This is a genomic window from Lactococcus petauri, assembly GCF_002154895.1.
GTDB classification, from domain to species: Bacteria; Bacillota; Bacilli; order Lactobacillales; family Streptococcaceae; genus Lactococcus; species Lactococcus petauri.
Genome location: NZ_MUIZ01000002.1, coordinates 135,360 through 151,490, shown reverse-complemented (window position 1 = coordinate 151,490; position 16,131 = coordinate 135,360). Strand labels below are relative to the sequence as shown.

At 37.4% G+C, this 16,131-nt stretch carries 16 protein-coding genes; 3 read left to right on the top strand and 13 right to left on the bottom strand.

Features of this window, described 5'->3' with window-relative positions; translation table 11 throughout:
• Window positions 1-36 precede the first annotated feature (36 nt).
• The 8 genes from BZZ03_RS03420 to BZZ03_RS03385 form a co-directional block, all read right to left on the bottom strand.
• Complete coding sequence (locus BZZ03_RS03420; protein ID WP_017370234.1) at window positions 37-468, bottom strand: PTS sugar transporter subunit IIA; 432 nt, start codon at window positions 466-468, stop codon at window positions 37-39.
• Between the two features lies 1 nt (window position 469).
• The gene (locus tag BZZ03_RS03415; RefSeq protein WP_086582514.1) at window positions 470-2,404 is read right to left on the bottom strand and encodes a BglG family transcription antiterminator; all 1,935 of its coding nucleotides are present in this window, start codon (window positions 2,402-2,404) and stop codon (window positions 470-472) included.
• 24 nt (window positions 2,405-2,428) lie between these two features.
• Window positions 2,429-4,258, bottom strand: a complete 1,830-nt coding sequence (locus BZZ03_RS03410; RefSeq protein ID WP_086582513.1) for a PTS transporter subunit EIIC — start codon at window positions 4,256-4,258, stop codon at window positions 2,429-2,431.
• Between the two features lie 386 nt (window positions 4,259-4,644).
• Complete coding sequence (locus BZZ03_RS03405; protein ID WP_086582512.1) at window positions 4,645-5,067, bottom strand: gamma-glutamylcyclotransferase family protein; 423 nt, start codon at window positions 5,065-5,067, stop codon at window positions 4,645-4,647.
• Window positions 5,061-5,702 carry a pyroglutamyl-peptidase I gene (gene pcp, locus BZZ03_RS03400; protein ID WP_019293510.1) on the bottom strand — a complete coding sequence of 214 codons (642 nt, stop codon included), beginning with the start codon at window positions 5,700-5,702 and terminating at the stop codon, window positions 5,061-5,063. The genes BZZ03_RS03405 and pcp overlap by 7 nt, the downstream gene beginning before the upstream one ends.
• 18 nt (window positions 5,703-5,720) lie before the next feature.
• The gene (locus tag BZZ03_RS03395) at window positions 5,721-6,653 is read right to left on the bottom strand and encodes a DUF979 domain-containing protein (RefSeq protein WP_017370239.1); all 933 of its coding nucleotides are present in this window, start codon (window positions 6,651-6,653) and stop codon (window positions 5,721-5,723) included.
• A gap of 3 nt (window positions 6,654-6,656) precedes the next feature.
• Complete coding sequence (locus BZZ03_RS03390; protein ID WP_017370240.1) at window positions 6,657-7,331, bottom strand: DUF969 domain-containing protein; 675 nt, start codon at window positions 7,329-7,331, stop codon at window positions 6,657-6,659.
• 178 nt (window positions 7,332-7,509) lie between these two features.
• Window positions 7,510-7,923 carry an organic hydroperoxide resistance protein gene (locus tag BZZ03_RS03385; protein WP_019292531.1) on the bottom strand — a complete coding sequence of 138 codons (414 nt, stop codon included), beginning with the start codon at window positions 7,921-7,923 and terminating at the stop codon, window positions 7,510-7,512.
• A gap of 109 nt (window positions 7,924-8,032) precedes the next feature.
• On the opposite strand from BZZ03_RS03385, the gene BZZ03_RS03380 reads away from it, so the two are divergent.
• Window positions 8,033-8,473, top strand: coding sequence for a MarR family winged helix-turn-helix transcriptional regulator (locus tag BZZ03_RS03380; RefSeq protein ID WP_086582511.1), 441 nt, complete (start codon window positions 8,033-8,035; stop codon window positions 8,471-8,473).
• Window positions 8,474-8,518: 45 nt separating this feature from the next.
• Here the strand turns inward: BZZ03_RS03380 and BZZ03_RS03375 are convergent, their stop codons facing one another.
• From BZZ03_RS03375 to BZZ03_RS03365, 3 genes are all read right to left on the bottom strand, one after another.
• Window positions 8,519-9,211, bottom strand: coding sequence for a type 1 glutamine amidotransferase domain-containing protein (locus tag BZZ03_RS03375; protein ID WP_086582686.1), 693 nt, complete (start codon window positions 9,209-9,211; stop codon window positions 8,519-8,521).
• Window positions 9,212-9,310: 99 nt separating this feature from the next.
• Complete coding sequence (locus BZZ03_RS03370; RefSeq protein WP_086582510.1) at window positions 9,311-9,673, bottom strand: DUF1304 domain-containing protein; 363 nt, start codon at window positions 9,671-9,673, stop codon at window positions 9,311-9,313.
• A gap of 4 nt (window positions 9,674-9,677) precedes the next feature.
• Window positions 9,678-9,968, bottom strand: a complete 291-nt coding sequence (locus tag BZZ03_RS03365) for a putative quinol monooxygenase (RefSeq protein WP_086582509.1) — start codon at window positions 9,966-9,968, stop codon at window positions 9,678-9,680.
• A gap of 251 nt (window positions 9,969-10,219) precedes the next feature.
• Between BZZ03_RS03365 and BZZ03_RS03360 the strand changes: the two genes are divergently transcribed.
• Entirely contained in the window at window positions 10,220-11,701 is a 1,482-nt protein-coding gene (locus tag BZZ03_RS03360) for an ABC transporter permease (RefSeq protein WP_086582508.1), read from the top strand.
• A 14-nt stretch (window positions 11,702-11,715) separates the two neighbouring features.
• Window positions 11,716-12,387 (top strand): ABC transporter ATP-binding protein, encoded by a 672-nt coding sequence (locus BZZ03_RS03355; protein ID WP_086582507.1) that lies wholly within the window; start codon window positions 11,716-11,718, stop codon window positions 12,385-12,387.
• Window positions 12,388-12,594: 207 nt separating this feature from the next.
• Here the strand turns inward: BZZ03_RS03355 and lepA are convergent, their stop codons facing one another.
• The gene (gene lepA / locus BZZ03_RS03350) at window positions 12,595-14,418 is read right to left on the bottom strand and encodes a translation elongation factor 4 (protein ID WP_017370250.1); all 1,824 of its coding nucleotides are present in this window, start codon (window positions 14,416-14,418) and stop codon (window positions 12,595-12,597) included.
• 131 nt (window positions 14,419-14,549) lie between these two features.
• Window positions 14,550-16,037, bottom strand: a complete 1,488-nt coding sequence (locus BZZ03_RS03345; RefSeq protein WP_225210268.1) for a helix-turn-helix domain-containing protein — start codon at window positions 16,035-16,037, stop codon at window positions 14,550-14,552.
• Window positions 16,038-16,131: the final 94 nt, after the last annotated feature.

Sequence of the window (16,131 nt, the reverse complement as noted above, 5' to 3'; positions counted from 1 at the left end):
TGGCACTTTTTACTGTGCCAAGATTTTTGAGATTATCTAGTTTTCAAAGTATGCTGCGATTTCATCAACAGTTTGTGCATCTGCGATTTTAACGACATTATCGACATCAGCGCAGAAAAGCGAGATTTTTTGGATAAGCTCCAAATGCTCGTCTCCCACACCTGCTATTCCAAATAAAACAGTCGCCACTTTGCGTTCTTCAGCATCACCAAAGTTTATGCCCCGAGGAACTTGCACAATACATATGCCGGTTTTTTTAACTTCTTTTTTTGCTTCATCTGTGCCGTGAGGGATGGCGATAAAATTCCCCATATATACAGAAAGTTCCTCGTTACGTTGAACCATAGCTGGAATATAGGCTGCGGTCACACAGCCTGCATCATGAAGTAAGGAACCACAATATTCAATCGCTTCTTCTTTTGTTTCAAAATGTTTATTTAGTTTTATCAGATTTCTTTGAATTCTCATTTTATTCTCCATATTTTTGGATTGATTCAGTCATAATCATTTTTAAGAGCTCTTCAACAACTTCTTGATTACCGGAATCATAAATTTTCGTATACAGTTTATTTTCGATGATTGAGCTCGATATTCTTCCCAAGAGATATGTCGCATAATGGTCAACTTCTGGAGGTGCTAATAACAAGAGAACACGATTAACGCTTATCTTTTCTTGGTTCATGGCAATTACTTCTATGCGCTCCTCTAGATCATATATTTTGAAAAGCGGATACGGCACTGTTCCATGGAGACCATGAAGCAGTGCAATATTTGTATCCGGAATAGCCAAATGTGTCGCCTCGAAACGTTCTAACAAGAGCCGAGCCAATCCTTCTTTTTCTGAAAAACCCAAACGCTGTACAATAAGTTCAATAACAGCTTGCAAATGGGGCGGGTTTTCTAAAGTTTCCAGAGAAAATTGTTCTAATAAAGTATTACTTATACTGAATAACCTGCTTAGATCTACTGTATGACGTGGCTCATCTTCCTTATTTTCTTTCCTTGCCTCTTGTTGAATTACACGCAATTGGTGACGAATATCATCGGTATTTTTCTGATCCAATATACGACTCACATAAATATAATTCAACTCTTTTTCTGTTGTAAATACTACATCATAGTGCTCCAGATTCGGTATTTCAGACAATTGGATAATATCGATACGCTTCAAAAAGGGGAAATTTTTCTTTAAGTGACTGATCAAAAATTCACAAGAGATTCGCCCCCGACTTGTCACAATAGCCGCTGTTAAGGGAAGAACCAAATCACTTCGTTCAAGAGTCGCTACGAAATGCAAAGTTACAAAAGCTGTATCTGTGCTGGAGAATTTCCGTGAAAATACTTTCGGCAGAACATCCTGCACCACTTTAAAAACTTTTTTGTTGTCCGCTTCAATCTTTTTGATAAACTTATTTTCTTTTTCGGAGGAAAGATCCGGTAAAATTTCTGTTTCTTTTAGATGAGCATAAAGAAGGCCATAGAGTTTATCGTCTTTGATAAAAGCAATATCCATTTTTTGTGAAACTTCACTGATTAGTTGGCGTACTTTATAAGAAAACTGACTGTCAAATTTTTCCATAAAAAGAACTTCACGACCAAAACCAAAGTAAAGTACATCATAAATACTGGCTAGATATACAATCTCTGTGAGACTAAAAGATGTTCCCCCTAGCTCTTGGATAATTTCCCTTACAAAGGCAATTGCTTCTTTACTTGGTTTACGCCAAAGTCCAGATGAAATTGTCTTTCCTTGGTTAATCCTTAGCAGTGTTATGCCAAGGAAAAATTGCATCAAAACCTTACTTTTATCGACCGCTTTTATCTCGACATTTTTTTCAAAGATTGCTTTTGCTGTCTCTAAAAACTGTGTTTCCAAAAATGAAGAAATTTTACCTTCCGCAAAATCGCCATTCAATGCTTCACTGATACTCATCGAGTCATTTAATATCGAAACCAAGACCGAACGAATTTTTTCTTCTTTTCCAGTAATCCAAATTTCGTCATCTTGATGTAAAAAGAGTTCATTTTCTTCACAAATTTTATCTAAATGTTTCAAATTCGAAATAACAGTGGGCAAACTTACTGCAAAACGTTCTGCTAATTCTTCAAGAGAATGATGCTTCGTGACTAAAAGAACAATCTCAGCTTTTTGTCTTTCTTGAGGCGAAAACTCCTTGAGCTCCTGAAGTTGCTCTAACCGGGCAAGATCTCCTTCTAAATAATAGCCTTCTGTTGAAGTACGTAAATAAATACCCATATTAGGCAAAGTCAGTTGAAATTTATCTAAATCCCGATAAATTGTTCTTCTGCTGGCTCCAGTCGCTTCCATCATATCTGCAATGGTCAGGGTTTCCTTCACTAAAAATTCTTGGATGATTTGTTGTTCACGTTGTGTTACTAACACGAGGTTTCCCCCTTTACTTTTGGTTTATAACTTGTTCAAACGTGCGACAAGTTGATCATATCTTGGTGTTGTAATCAGACTTTCAACCTCGAGATATTGAGCATTAGGCGCAACTCTTTTAGCACGATGGGTAAACTCTTCTGTAGTTACAATCATGATGTTTGTTGCATTGAAAGCTGCTAAACCTAAAAACTCTACATCTGAAATCGGAAGCTGAATGCCATTCATCTTAAAGATAGCCCCTAATGTTTCTTTACCCATCGTTGGGGAACCGATATGCTCACCATCATGAGCAAAGACAACCTCATCGATTTGATTCAAATCTATTTCTTCTTCTACTATTGGACTGTTCGTTAAGGTTACCGGTTCACTTTTAGATGGCTCTGAAGTCTGTGTTTGAGATAATTGGGAAATAATCTCATCGTATTTTGGTGAATTTAAAAAGTTGGAAACAGAATATCGAATTGCATCTGGTGACATTGTCGCCGCACGAGCAGCTAATTCTTCTTGTGTGACAACGATAGTATCTGGCCCTGCTTTCAGATTAGCAATAGCAATATTTGTAACATCTTGTGGCAAACCAGCTTTATTAACTTTGTTTCTTAGGATGGATGCGCCCATCGCAGATGAACCCATACCCGCATCACAAGCAAAAATGACATGTTTAACCGCTGAAAAATCAACTGCTTCGTGAGATGGAGCAACTTGCCCTTTGGCAACAGCCTTTGCTTCCGAAACATTGGCTTGTGCTTCTTCAAGTGCTGAGTCATCAACCATTGACTTGTCACGTTTCAAAATGAAGGACGCAACAAGGAAGGAAACACCTGCAGCTACAAGAATACCGGCCCAAACACTAAGAATATTTCCCAAGCCTCCTGCAGCCTTACCAGAAGCCATTCCTGTGATGGCAATAATTGAACCTGGAGACGCTGGTGCTTGAAGACCTGCCCCTAAGAAATTGTTTGTCAAAGTACCTGATACACCACCAGCAATTACTGCGAAAAACAGAGCTGGTTTCATCATCACGTATGGGAAATAAATTTCGTGAATACCACCAATAAATTGAATAATCATCGCACCTGGTGCTGTAGCTTTTGCTGAACCTTTACCAAAGAGCCAAAAGGCAATCAAAATACCAAGACCTGGTCCAGGGTTTGCTTCGAGTAAAAACAATAGTGACTTTCCTTGTTCACTGGCTTGTTGGATACCCAAAGGCGTCAAAATACCTTGGTTAATGGCATTATTTAAAAATAGAATTTTAGCAGGTTCAATAAAGACATTTGCTAAAGGAATAAGGTGATTGGAAACAAGGAAATCAACTCCTTGCCCCATAATATCTGTTAAAGCTGCAACTAATGGACCAACTACTTTTACAGCAAATAATGAAATACCAAAACCGACAAGACCAGCTGAAAAATTGTTAATCAACATCTCAAGCCCTGCTTTGATATGAGGTTGCACGACTTGGTCGAATTTTTTAATCAGCCAAGCTCCAAGAGGACCTAAAATCATAGCACCTAAAATCATCGGAACATTGCCGTTTTCATTAAGACCGCCCATCGTAGTTGTTGCTGTGGCGACAATCGAACCAAATGTGGCAATTGCACCAACAACACCTCCGCGGTGATCATAGATATTCTTACCGCCTGTATAACCAATCATGACTGGAATAAGAAAGACAAGCATTGGGCCAACCATAGCAGCAAAAGTACTGTTTGGTGTGAAACCATCTGGGATAAAGAACATCGTGAGAACACCCCAAGCAATTAAGATTGGAATGTTAGGCATAACCATATTTGAGAGTGCTGTTCCAAGTTTCTGAACCCGCACTTTAAGACTAGTTTTTTCTTTCATTACAACTCCTTATAAGATAATTAATATTGTATATTTAGATTGTAAACGCTTTCGATTATGTTTCATAAAAAAACCTTGGCACTTTTTATTGTGTCAGGGTTTTTATTGTGTGTTTTATTTTTGAGGATAAAGATAAAGCAAACTTCTCTGTCTATTTCTTTTAGTAAAGTGAGAGTATATCTTCTCCAAGAGTTACTTCTGAATTTTACTTTGTAACAAATCAAAAGTATACGCTTCCAAAGGAAGTATAGCACATGTATTAGATTATTTCCATTTTCTTTCACTTTTATTAATAAGAGTGTTTGTAATCCAAATTATCGCACACTCTCTTTTGAGTAACGCTTCATTTATCCAAAAAAAACAAGAAGCCCAACGACTTCTTGTTTTTATTCAACCGTCTGCAACATATATTCCAACCAGTCTCCTGAGTCAACAGGTACTAACTGATCATTGGAATTAAAACTTGCATTTGGATTATAGTGATAATAGTAAACTTCTTCCGTTTGGCCGTTACTGAGAGAGGCAGTGGTACTTCGACGGAGGTACTCACTGCTTTCTGGACTTTCTGGGTTAAAATTTTCCATACCATCGAGTGTTCGAATACTTTTTGAGAAGTCATAAAAAGTAAAAACTTCTCCTATTATTTCTGAATCACCGTCAAAGATTGCGGGATAACCCTTATTTTCAATATGAAAGAGATTGCCCTTAATTTTTGCTGGTGTACTTTCCAGAACCTCACCTTTTAAATATTTTTCATAATTAAACATGTCTGTACGTAAGCTACCGTATACAAAAACTTTCCTTAACATATTTCCCCACCAATAACACGTAAATCTTCGGAATAGCGCGTGCATGCTTCTAAGGCAACTTCAATCCCTTTAACAATCTCGTCCAATGACATATAAGGTGTGTCTTTTTTATCAATGACTTGTGATGTAGCATAAGGAATATGAATGAAACCAGCTTTAACTTCGGGATATTTTTTCTCTAAGAGGTAACGCACACCATAGAAAACATGGTTGCATACAAAGGTACCGGCTGTGTTAGACAAGGTTCCAGGAATGCCAGCTTTATTTAATTCGCTAACCATTGCTTTAACTGGCAATGTAGAGAAATATGCTGGAGCACCATCTTCTTTTACGGGCTCATCGACAGGCTGATTGCCTTCATTATCTGGAATTCTGAAATCATCCACATTAATGGCGACACGCTCTGGCGTAATCGCGAAGCGTCCACCGGCTTGGCCAATATTTACAACCACATCTGGATGATGTTTTTCAATAGCTTCTTCAATTTTTTCGAGTGATTTATAACGCACAGTCGGAATAATCAACTTAATAATCTCAGCACCGTTGATTTCTGACGCAACACGTTTCACAGCTTCTTCAGCTGGATTGAGTGCTTCACCACCAAATGGATCAAAACCTGTTAACAAAATTTTCATAATAGAATAATCTCCTTTTTAAAATGCGATAAAGTACATTACGAGAATGTGCAGAACGATAAGCGTAAGTGAAACTGGCGCTTGTACCTTGATCACTTTATTCTCATCTTTCATCTCAAGCAAGGCAGCAGGCACGATATTAAAGTTGGCTGCCATTGGCGTCAGTAAAGTACCACAATATCCTGCAGTCAGTGCTAATGCCCCAGCAATTACGGGATTTGCTCCTTGGGCAAGGACAAACGGAATCCCAATACCCGCTGTGATGACAGAGAAAGCCGCAAAAGCATTCCCCATAATCATCGTGAAAATCACCATGCCAAGAACATAAGCTACTACGCCGAGCAAGCGGTTATCCGCAGGGACAATACCTGTAATCCCTTGGGAGATAACTTCACCAACACCTGCAGTTGTAAAGAGTGCACCTAAGGCAACCAACAATTGTGGTAAAATCGCAACCGGCCCCATCGAATCAAAGAGGCGTGCGCCATCCTCCACGGATTCTGTCACTTTTGCTTTTGTCATTATCAATGCAAACACTAAGGCAACAACCGAAGCTACACCGATAGCAAAGAGTGAAGCATTGGTAAATTTACCTAAAGCCATCGCAATGCCAACAGCTACAAATGCCAGAATAAAGGAAGGAATAAAGATTTTATTCTTCAAGACTTTAGACTGTTTTTCGCCAAAGTTGTCGTCCAAAGCTTTATATTTCCCAAAGGTCACTTGCTTAGTTAGTGTAAGTAAACTGCTTAAAACAATAAAGAGTCCTACAAGCCAGGCTGGGATAAGTGCACCAAAAATAAATGGTATAGCAATTAAAATCCAAAAAAGAGCCGTTCCGAAACGTTTGCTTCCCTGTATTGTAGTTAAAGCTTTATAGGCCATATAAATCATGAGTAAACCCATAAGGACATAAAAAATATTTAATGAAACGTCAATAAAAGCTTGCATGGTTTATTTTACCTCTTTCTTTCCAAATTTTCGAAGAAGTTTTCTGTCATACAGTACAAACTGGATAGCTGTCACTAGAAAGGCAAGGACAGCCATGATAATACTGGCAACTGCTACGTCTACGGCTGAAACATCATAGTTAAAACTTGACATAGTTGAAGTAATCAAGAGAACACCGGCGCTCCCTGCAAAGAGATTTTGCCCAAAGAAGTTACCATAGTTTTCTGCTGCGGCAGAAATTGCCTTAATATCATCGTCTTCAGACTCCACATCACCAAATTTACTCACTGCGGCAGCTTTGGCCATCGGCTGAATGAGTGGTCGAACAAACTGTGGATGACCACTAATACGAATAGACATTGCGCCTGCAATAAAACGAATAAAAACATAAACAAGGGCAATACGACCTGTTGTAAGTGACTGGATACGGCCAATAAGATCTACTGCACGTTGGCGAAGTCCATTACGTTCCAAAACACCGATAACTGGAAGAGTCAAAACAAAAAGCGAAACCATACGGTTATCGACAAAAGATTGACCTAAAATAGTTAGAATCTCCTGAATACTCAAACCTGCAACCAGACCTGTAGAAATCCCAGCAACAACAACAACAAATAAGGTCTCTATCTTGAAAACAAAACCAATCAAGACAATCAAGACACCTATGAGTTTAATCATAAAATAATTCCTCCTAGAATATATATATCAGACAATTATACACTATTTGTCTATTATGCACAATTTATAATTGGATAATATTTTATGTTATTGTCTAAACAAAAAGAGATAGCTCGTAGCAATCTCTATCTCTATTTATATTATTCCCTGATACTTATTCTACCAGTATTTCTCAGTTTTAAAAAATATCAATCGTAACTTCAATATTACCTTTTGTCGCACGAGAATAAGGACAAGTTTCATGGGCCATTTCTAACAATTCTTTTGCTTCCTCAAAGCTTACACCGTCTATATGTCCTACGATATCAACACCTAAAACAACGTCAGGTACTGCGCCTTGACTTAAGTTATAGAGAGATACAGTTACTTCTATAGTTGATTCTCCATCAACATTTCTTGATTTTTTGACATAGTCTAAAGCACTGTTAAAACAAGCGCTATACCCCGCTGCGAATAACTGTTCTGGATTTGTCGCATCCACAGCTTTACTTCCTGGCGCTGCGATGTCTAATTTAAAGCTATTATCGGGAGAGTGGACTTCACCATTACGGCCACCTGTATTTATCATTTTTGTTGAAAATATTTTTTGCATTACCTTACCTCTTTTTATTTTTAATTGTGCACAATTTAATTTTACTAAATATAATTGAATTTGACAAATATATGAAATCAGTTATAATAAAAATATTTGGGAGGACACTATGAGTAATTCGATTTTAAACAAGGAACTTTGCTTTCAACTATACATTGCTTCTAAAGAAATTATAAAACAGTACAAGCCGTATTTAAAAAAGTATGACTTAACATACACAAGCTTTATTGCTTTGCTGGCATTAGAAGATGGCATGACCGTGAATGAGTTGGGGGAAGAATTATATTTAGATTCTGGTACCTTAAGTCCTTTATTAAAGAAATTGGAACAAAAAGGATATCTTGTTCGAAAACGTTCGCGTTCGGATGAGCGTATTGTCAAACTATTTTTAAGTGTAGATGGAAAAAAACTCAAAAAAATGCTTCCTGCTATTTCCCTACAAGTTGGACAAGAACTTGCAGGACAATCTGATGAAATTAATTATAATAGTTTGATTATGCAACTCTCTCAACTTAATAACATTATGAAAAATATGAAACGAAAACCATAACACTCTTATTTTTCAAACTAAAAAAGAAGGTAGAGCCTTCTTTTTTTAGTGGTTTAATTTACGTAATTCAGCTACAAGTAATTCAGCTACTTTTTGGGGAGATTGAGGATTTTGTCCAGTAATTATTCGCCCATCTCTAATAGCATACTCTTTGAAAGCTGCGGCTTTTTTGTATCGCGCTCCACGTTGATTTAACTCGGTTTCGGTTAAGAAAGGGACAGCAGTTGTTGTTCCATTAAGCTCTTCTTCTTCGTTTGTAAATCCGGTAACGACTTTATCTTTTATAAGGTATTGCCCCTCTTCATCTTTCAAGTTCAAAAGACCAGCTGCACCATGACAAACAGACGTTATAAATCCACCTGCATAATAAATTGCTTCAGCGACTTTCATCAACTCTTTATCTTCGGGATAATCCCACAGTACACCATGACCACCTGTAAAATATATAGCGCCATAATCCTGAGGATTTAAATCCGTTATTTTTTTCGTGTTGGAAAGAGCATCTTCCCTAAAACTTCTTTCTGTATACCATTTCCAATCGATTTCGTTCGCATATTTAAAACTTTCAGGATCAAGGGGAACATAGCCACCTTTTGGACTTGCAAAGTCAACTTCATAACCTGCAGAGATTATTTCATCATAAAAATGAGTTGTCTCTCCCAACCAGAGCCCTGTAGCTCTATTTGTCTTATCATATTTGGGCGTATTTGTTTCTATGATTAATATTTTTTTCGTCATTTTTTTCTTTCCTTTCCAGTTTGGGATCACCTATACCTTCTTATAAAGCTTAGGAATTATTATAAAAACTGTTGTTCAGTGTTGGATTACTTTATCTATTTAGAAGAAAATAATACTAAGTAGAGTTAAGATGGCTAAACCACCTTGTTTAAAAATAATGAAGCGGTCGCTCGTGAGGCTCCCATACAGCGCAACTAAAATAATATATACCAAGAAGACACTCAATAATTCAATGCGTGCGGCAGAAACAAACAGTGCATAAAGTATCCCAATACCAATCAACCCGTTGTATATGCCTTGATTTTTAAACAGTACTTGGACGTTTTTGTTTTGTAAATCCTCGCTGGTCATTTTGAACACTCTAGCTGTTGCATCAGAAGTCGTTTTTACCGTTTCTAAATAGGTAATATAAAAGAATTCTATGGCGACCAAGACTCCTAAAATAGTTGTTATGACTGACATAAGCTTATTTTACCCCCTTCTCTACAATTTGCAATTCCGGCTTTTTAACACTATAGTTACTGATATTTTGCGCGAAAGCTAGCAGCAAAGGATTGGTGTTGTGTTTTTCGATTGTTTCTAAGGAAGCCCAGTTTTCAATCATCACAAACTCATTTGTTGAAAGCACTGCTTCGTATAAATCGTAAGCTAAACATCCTTCTTCTTGTCTGGAAGAAGCAATCAGTTCCTCTGTATCTCTTAAAAATTCTTCTCTTTTTTCGTCTTTGATAAAAAATTTAGCATTAACAATAATCAAATGTCCATCCTCTTTCTGTGACTTTTATTCTTTTCCATAATAATTGACTAATCAATCATTGACTGGTCAATAATACTCTATTTTCTAATTAATTTCAAGAATATTGACTTAAACTCTCTACTCAAAGTTACTAACGCATCTCTTTTTTACAATAAAATGTTTCTTAAGTTTCGCTTATGTATCGTTTAACTAATTTTTAAGTAAATAAGCATACAATTTGTTTTATTAATTTAGACAAAGGAGAATCTCATTTGGATTTTATAAGACGTGCCTGGCTTTTTACTAAAGCCAAACTATCACGAACCCTTCTACTTATTGTGGCCTTTTCAACTATACTTATTTTTGTTCTTTCGGGTTTGGTTATTCATACAGCTTCTAACCGTTCCATCGAAAATGCGAAGAAGAGTGCCGGAGCGACTGTTACACTCTCCATTAATCGTTCTGCAATGATGGAAAATTTTTCTAAGAATGATTCAACAGAGAAAACGAACAAGTCCGATATGCCTGACATTACTCAAGCAGATGCTGAAAAAATAGCGAAACTTTCTGGAATAAAATCTTACTCGTATACAAAACAAGCTACAGCAAATGCCGAAAGCAATATCGAAGCAATAAGTCAATCTGACACCTCAGAAAATAATGATAAACAAGGAGCTGTCTTTATGGCAGGGCCGGAAATGAGCGGAAGTACTCCCGGTGATTTCAAAATCGTTGGTACAAACGACTTGCTCGCCTCTTCAGAGTTTTCGGGTGGGACAAATAAAATAACCTCTGGACGCGCGATTCAGTCCTCTGATGAAGGAACGAATAATGTTGTCATTGAAGAGAGCTTGGCTAAACAGAACAGCCTCAAAGTAAACTCAACATTTACCCTCAAAGATAGTAATGATAAAACTTACAAAATGACTGTTGTAGGAATTTACAAATCAGGCTCAACAGAAAATGATTTGGCCGCAGACTTTAGCTTTATGAACCCAGCCAATCAGATGTACACTGCTTTGAGTGTGCCAAACCAAATCGATGGTAAAACAGGAACGCTTGGAAGTGCAATCTTTAATCTGGAAAACCCAGAAGATTCAGAGAAGTTTGTCAAAGAAGCTACCAAGCTTATCGATACAGATAAATTTGAAGTACAGTCTAATGATGCTATCTACCAACAAATGCTACAACCTCTGAACAATATCAGCAGTTTTTCTAAAAATATTGTTATCCTTGTGACACTTGCAGGTGCCATCATCCTTGCGCTTATCGTCATGCTCATGGTGCGAGAACGTCGCTTTGAAATTGGTGTCTTGATGAGCTTAGGCGAGTCAAAAGGAAAAATTGTGGCGCAATTCTTTACTGAACTGTTTATGATAATGGTCGTTTCTATCGGTATAGCCTCAGCTACTGGTAACTTTGTGGGCAATGCCGTCGGTCAACAGTTACTTAACCAAGAAACTCAAACCAGTCAAACCAATCAACCTACGCAAATAAATGGTACTCAAAGACAAGACGATGGACCTCAGACAGAAAAAGGAAGTCCTAATGCTCAACCTGGCGGAATGCGTACGGCGATTGGGATGGGACAAAATAATGAACAGCTCAAGGCCATAAATGAGCTCGAAATTAAAACAAATCCTCAACAAATCGCGATTTTAGCAGCTCTTGCACTCTTGATTACGCTTGTGGCCGTTGGTTTAGCAGCAATTGGTATTTTACGCTTAAACCCTAAACAAGTGCTGACAAATTAAAGAAGGAGGACATTATGACAGTATTAAACATTGAAAATTTGACTTACTACTATAACCATCCTGAAGATTACCTCTTTCAAGATGTCACAGAAACTTTTGAAGCAGGCATTATGTACAGTATTCTCGGCCAATCTGGAAGTGGAAAAACAACACTACTCTCTCTTCTAGCAGGTTTAGATATGCCCAAGTCTGGACAGATTAAACTTAATGGAGACGAGATAAAAGCAAAACAGCTCACCAATTATCGTAAGAACATCGTTTCTACCATTTTTCAAGCTTATAATTTATTAACCTATATGTCAGCTTTTGAAAATGTAAAAACAGCGCTCAGGATCTCAAAAGTAGCCTTTGACGATGAGAAGCAGTCAATTATTGATAGCTTGGAAAAAGTTGGTTTGACAGAGGACTTAATATACAAGCCTGTAAGTAAACTTTCAGGAGGACAGCAGCAACGTGTGGCTATCGCACGCGCCCTTGTTTTAAATCATGATATCATCATTGCGGATGAACCTACAGGAAATCTTGATGAAAATACGACGCGCCAAATTGTCGAGCTTTTCAAAAAAATAGCGCATGAAGATCATAAACTTGTAATTATCGTGACTCATGAAACAGAGGTAGCTCAAAACTCTGATGTTGTCTACCAACTCAAGAATAAAAAATTCACCAAGTTAGATACTTTTTGAAAGAAGACAGACAAAAAAGACTAGCCCGAGTGATGTGAACCCCAAAAGCTAGACTTTTAAATGAGATAGAAATATCTCATTTTTTTGTTTTTTATGGTTTCCAGCCAGTTATCCCTATTGGGACAACTGGCTGGAAACCATAAAAAATAAAGACAGCCTCAAAGACTGTCTTTTACTTATTTGTGATATAAAGTAGCTTATTTACCTTTATTCTTCATCCATAGACAAAACAGAAAGGAAAGCTTCTTGTGGTACTTCTACTGAGCCGATCGATTTCATGCGTTTCTTACCAGCCTTTTGTTTTTCCAACAGTTTACGTTTCCGAGAAACGTCACCACCGTAACATTTAGCCAAGACATTTTTACGCAAGGCTTTGATGTCGCTACGTGCCACGATTTTTTGACCAATAGTGGCTTGGATTGGTACTTCAAATTGTTGACGAGGAATAAGTTTTTTGAGTTTTTCAACGATAACTTTACCACGTTCGTAAGCAAAATCTTTGTGCACGATAAAGCTAAGGGCATCGACTTTTTCCGAATTCAAGAGAATATCCATCTTCACGAGACGTGATGGACGGTAATCTGAGATTTCATAGTCGAAACTTGCATAGCCGCGTGTTGAAGATTTGAGCTTATCAAAGAAATCAAAGACAATCTCACTCAATGGGATATGATAAATAACATTGACACGGTTAGCATCAAGATAATCCATCGTCACAAATTCACCACGTTTGCGTTGAGCAAGCTCCATAACGGCACCGACAAACTCGTTAGGCACCATGATTTGTGCTTTGACAAATGGTTCTTCAATACTTTCAATACGTGTTGGGTCAGGGAATTCACTTGGATTTGCCACTTCCATTGTTTCACCATCAGTCGTGTTGACATGGTAAATTACAGATGGTGCGGTCATGATTAAGTCTAAGTTAAATTCGCGTTCCAAGCGCTCTTGGATAACATCCATGTGCAAAAGGCCTAAGAAACCACAGCGGAAACCAAATCCAAGCGCTTGTGATGTTTCTGGCTCAAACTGCAAGCTGGCATCATTCAGTTGTAAGCGTTCTAGGGCTTCACGAAGGTCATTATAACGGTTAGAATCAATCGGGTAAAGTCCACAGAAGACCATTGGATTCATTTTTTTATAACCCGCAAGTGCTTCTTCAGCAGGGCGATTAGCTAAAGTGATTGTATCACCAACCCGTGTATCCGCAACTGTCTTAATTGCAGCTGCCAAGTAACCAACATCGCCCGCCATGAGGAAGTCACGCGCCACTGCTTTAGGCGTAAAAATCCCAACCTCTGTCACAACAAATTCTTTACCATTTGACATCAGTTGAATAGTATCACCTACCTTCACAGAACCATCAACTACACGAATTTGCAAGATAACACCACGATAAGCATCATAAACTGAGTCGAAAATCAGCGCCTTGAGTGGTGCTTCAACATCACCTTGAGGTGCTGGAACCTTCTCCACAACTTGTTCCAAAATTTCTTCAATACCGATACCTGCTTTAGCAGAGGCTAAAACAGCCTCTGAAGCGTCTAAACCGATGACATCTTCAACTTCAGTACGCACTCGTTCTGGATCTGCCGCAGGAAGGTCAATTTTATTAATGACGGGAAGAATTTCTAAGTCGTTATCTAAAGCCAAATAGACATTGGCCAAGGTTTGGGCTTCAATCCCTTGAGCTGCATCGACAACAAGAATAGCACCTTCACAGGCAGCTAAAGAACGGGAAACTTCATAGGTAAAATCGACGTGTCCAGGCGTGTCAATAAGGTGGAAAATATAGGTTTCTCCATCTTTAGCCGTGTATTCTAACTCAATAGCATTGAGCTTAATCGTGATACCACGTTCACGCTCCAAATCCATGCTGTCCAAAAGCTGAGCCTGCATTTCACGTTTTGAGACTGTTTCTGTCAGTTCAAGGATACGGTCAGCCAACGTGGATTTTCCGTGGTCAATATGCGCAATGATCGAAAAATTACGAATTTTCTCCTTGCGCGCGTTCATTTCTTGTATATTCATCATTATTTTCCTTAATAAAAAGTCTATTAGTATCATTATAACATAAAGTTACTTTCTCAAAATAAAGAAATAGATAAAATGAGTTTTTTACTCTATGTATTATTCTGACATTAACACGGCGGATTTTATTTTTACCGAAACCTCTTCTCATAAAGCGATTTAGACAAAAACTCAATCAAGTCGGTCCATGTTTCTTTATCAAAAATATTTTTAAAGTAAAAAACATCTTTGGAGAGGAAATTTCCTTCGGGATCACTCGAAATAATAACATCAGCTTCAGGTATCGTTTTGCAGAAAGCGATTAAATCGCTATTAAAAAATTTTTTCAAGGTGTTTTGAATATAGAAGCTATTCACAATGCTTGAGGTATGATTAATATAGACTTGGACAGGGATACTTGGCGCATTGAGCTCGTAAATTGTATAAAGTAGTGCTGTCAAACTTTTTCTCTCTAAATCATTCAACTGCTGTGAAGAAGGAAAATAGGTAATGATCTGATTCAGCCTATCTTTAACAGCACGATAACGAGGCTTTTTTTCAAACAATTCATAATTTTTTTCGATAGGAACTGCACGGTAAAAATCAACATTAAATTGTATGTAACGTGAATATAGGTTGGTAAGTACTAGAAGATAGTATGATTTGACATAATTTTCTTCGGAAAACTCAAAAGAGAACGTCTCGCGAAATTTTTCTAGAAACAGGCTGACTTCATAACCAACAGAAAGTTTCGAATTTTGAAATCTTTCAACAACCCTTTTTTTCTCGTACATATCATCAAACTCAAAAATAAGACCTCTGACTAAAAAACTAAGAAGTATTGACTCTTTCTCAATAATCTCTGGGTCTACATTAAAAGAAGCAAGATTTAAGCAGTGGTGACCTCGATAAAATATCGAAATATCCTCTAAAAATGCTTTTTCAACCTTGACATATTTCTTAAAGTAAACGATACGATAGGAGGTCACGCCTGCAAGTATAAGCAACTTTTGTTCCTGAGCTTTTGAAAGTTTTCGCTCAATTTTTAAAGAACGCTTTAAAAAATTTATATCGATAAATTCTGGCGGAAAGGCATCAGAGAAAGGCTTTTTTCCTAAGGTATTGAAAAGATGCCAATGTGTGAGATAGAGAAAATAGCGTACACCAAGTTCATCTCCCGAAAAATTTGTCGCATTTGCCAAGTCAAATTCGGCTTTAAACGGGAGCATAATCTCCTTCACTTGTGTCAATAACTTGTAGACTGTTGGTTCACTAAAGTTCAAATCATAAGCAATTTCAGGAATTGATGTGTAACTTTTACTGATAAGTGTAGAGAGGAGATTATATAAAGGGCTTTTCCGCATATAATTCAGCTTCAAGCGGGTCACGATATAATCTGGTGTCATTTCATTCTTCATTTTTATGACTATTTTTGAAGACTTTTTTATTATCTTAATATCTTGACCAAAAAGTTCATGGATATCTTCTTCAAGTTCCTTGCTGTACCGTCTAAAAGTCTCATTTTTCAAGTTCAATTTCTCCTTTAAATCTTTAGAAAATTCACCTGCCCGAGAAAACAAGATGTACTGAAAGAGTTCAATCTTAACTTGTTCCTTTGGCGTTGTGAAAAGCTCTATCATAACTTTTTCTCCTATTTCCATTCCTCGCTTTGCATCTTCCAACATCTTTTATTACCTCAAGCCTTCAAAATATAAAAACAGCGAAACGCTGTTT

Bases quoted from the DNA above. Each gene is read 5' to 3' on its own strand.
- BZZ03_RS03370 (WP_086582510.1), bottom strand. From the start codon at position 9,673: ATGTCAGTCATAACAACTATTTTAGGAGTCTTGGTCGCCATAGAATTC.
- BZZ03_RS03345 (WP_225210268.1), bottom strand. From the start codon at position 16,037: ATGATAGAGCTTTTCACAACGCCAAAGGAACAAGTTAAGATTGAACTC.
- BZZ03_RS03375 (WP_086582686.1), bottom strand. From the start codon at position 9,211: ATGACGAAAAAAATATTAATCATAGAAACAAATACGCCCAAATATGAT.
- BZZ03_RS03405 (WP_086582512.1), bottom strand. From the start codon at position 5,067: ATGTTAAGGAAAGTTTTTGTATACGGTAGCTTACGTACAGACATGTTT.
- pcp (WP_019293510.1), bottom strand. From the start codon at position 5,702: ATGAAAATTTTGTTAACAGGTTTTGATCCATTTGGTGGTGAAGCACTC.
- BZZ03_RS03390 (WP_017370240.1), bottom strand. From the start codon at position 7,331: ATGATTAAACTCATAGGTGTCTTGATTGTCTTGATTGGTTTTGTTTTC.
- BZZ03_RS03385 (WP_019292531.1), bottom strand. From the start codon at position 7,923: ATGCAAAAAATATTTTCAACAAAAATGATAAATACAGGTGGCCGTAAT.
- BZZ03_RS03395 (WP_017370239.1), bottom strand. From the start codon at position 6,653: ATGCAAGCTTTTATTGACGTTTCATTAAATATTTTTTATGTCCTTATG.
- lepA (WP_017370250.1), bottom strand. From the start codon at position 14,418: ATGAATATACAAGAAATGAACGCGCGCAAGGAGAAAATTCGTAATTTT.
- BZZ03_RS03410 (WP_086582513.1), bottom strand. From the start codon at position 4,258: ATGAAAGAAAAAACTAGTCTTAAAGTGCGGGTTCAGAAACTTGGAACA.
- BZZ03_RS03420 (WP_017370234.1), bottom strand. From the start codon at position 468: ATGAGAATTCAAAGAAATCTGATAAAACTAAATAAACATTTTGAAACA.
- BZZ03_RS03380 (WP_086582511.1), top strand. From the start codon at position 8,033: ATGAGTAATTCGATTTTAAACAAGGAACTTTGCTTTCAACTATACATT.
- BZZ03_RS03355 (WP_086582507.1), top strand. From the start codon at position 11,716: ATGACAGTATTAAACATTGAAAATTTGACTTACTACTATAACCATCCT.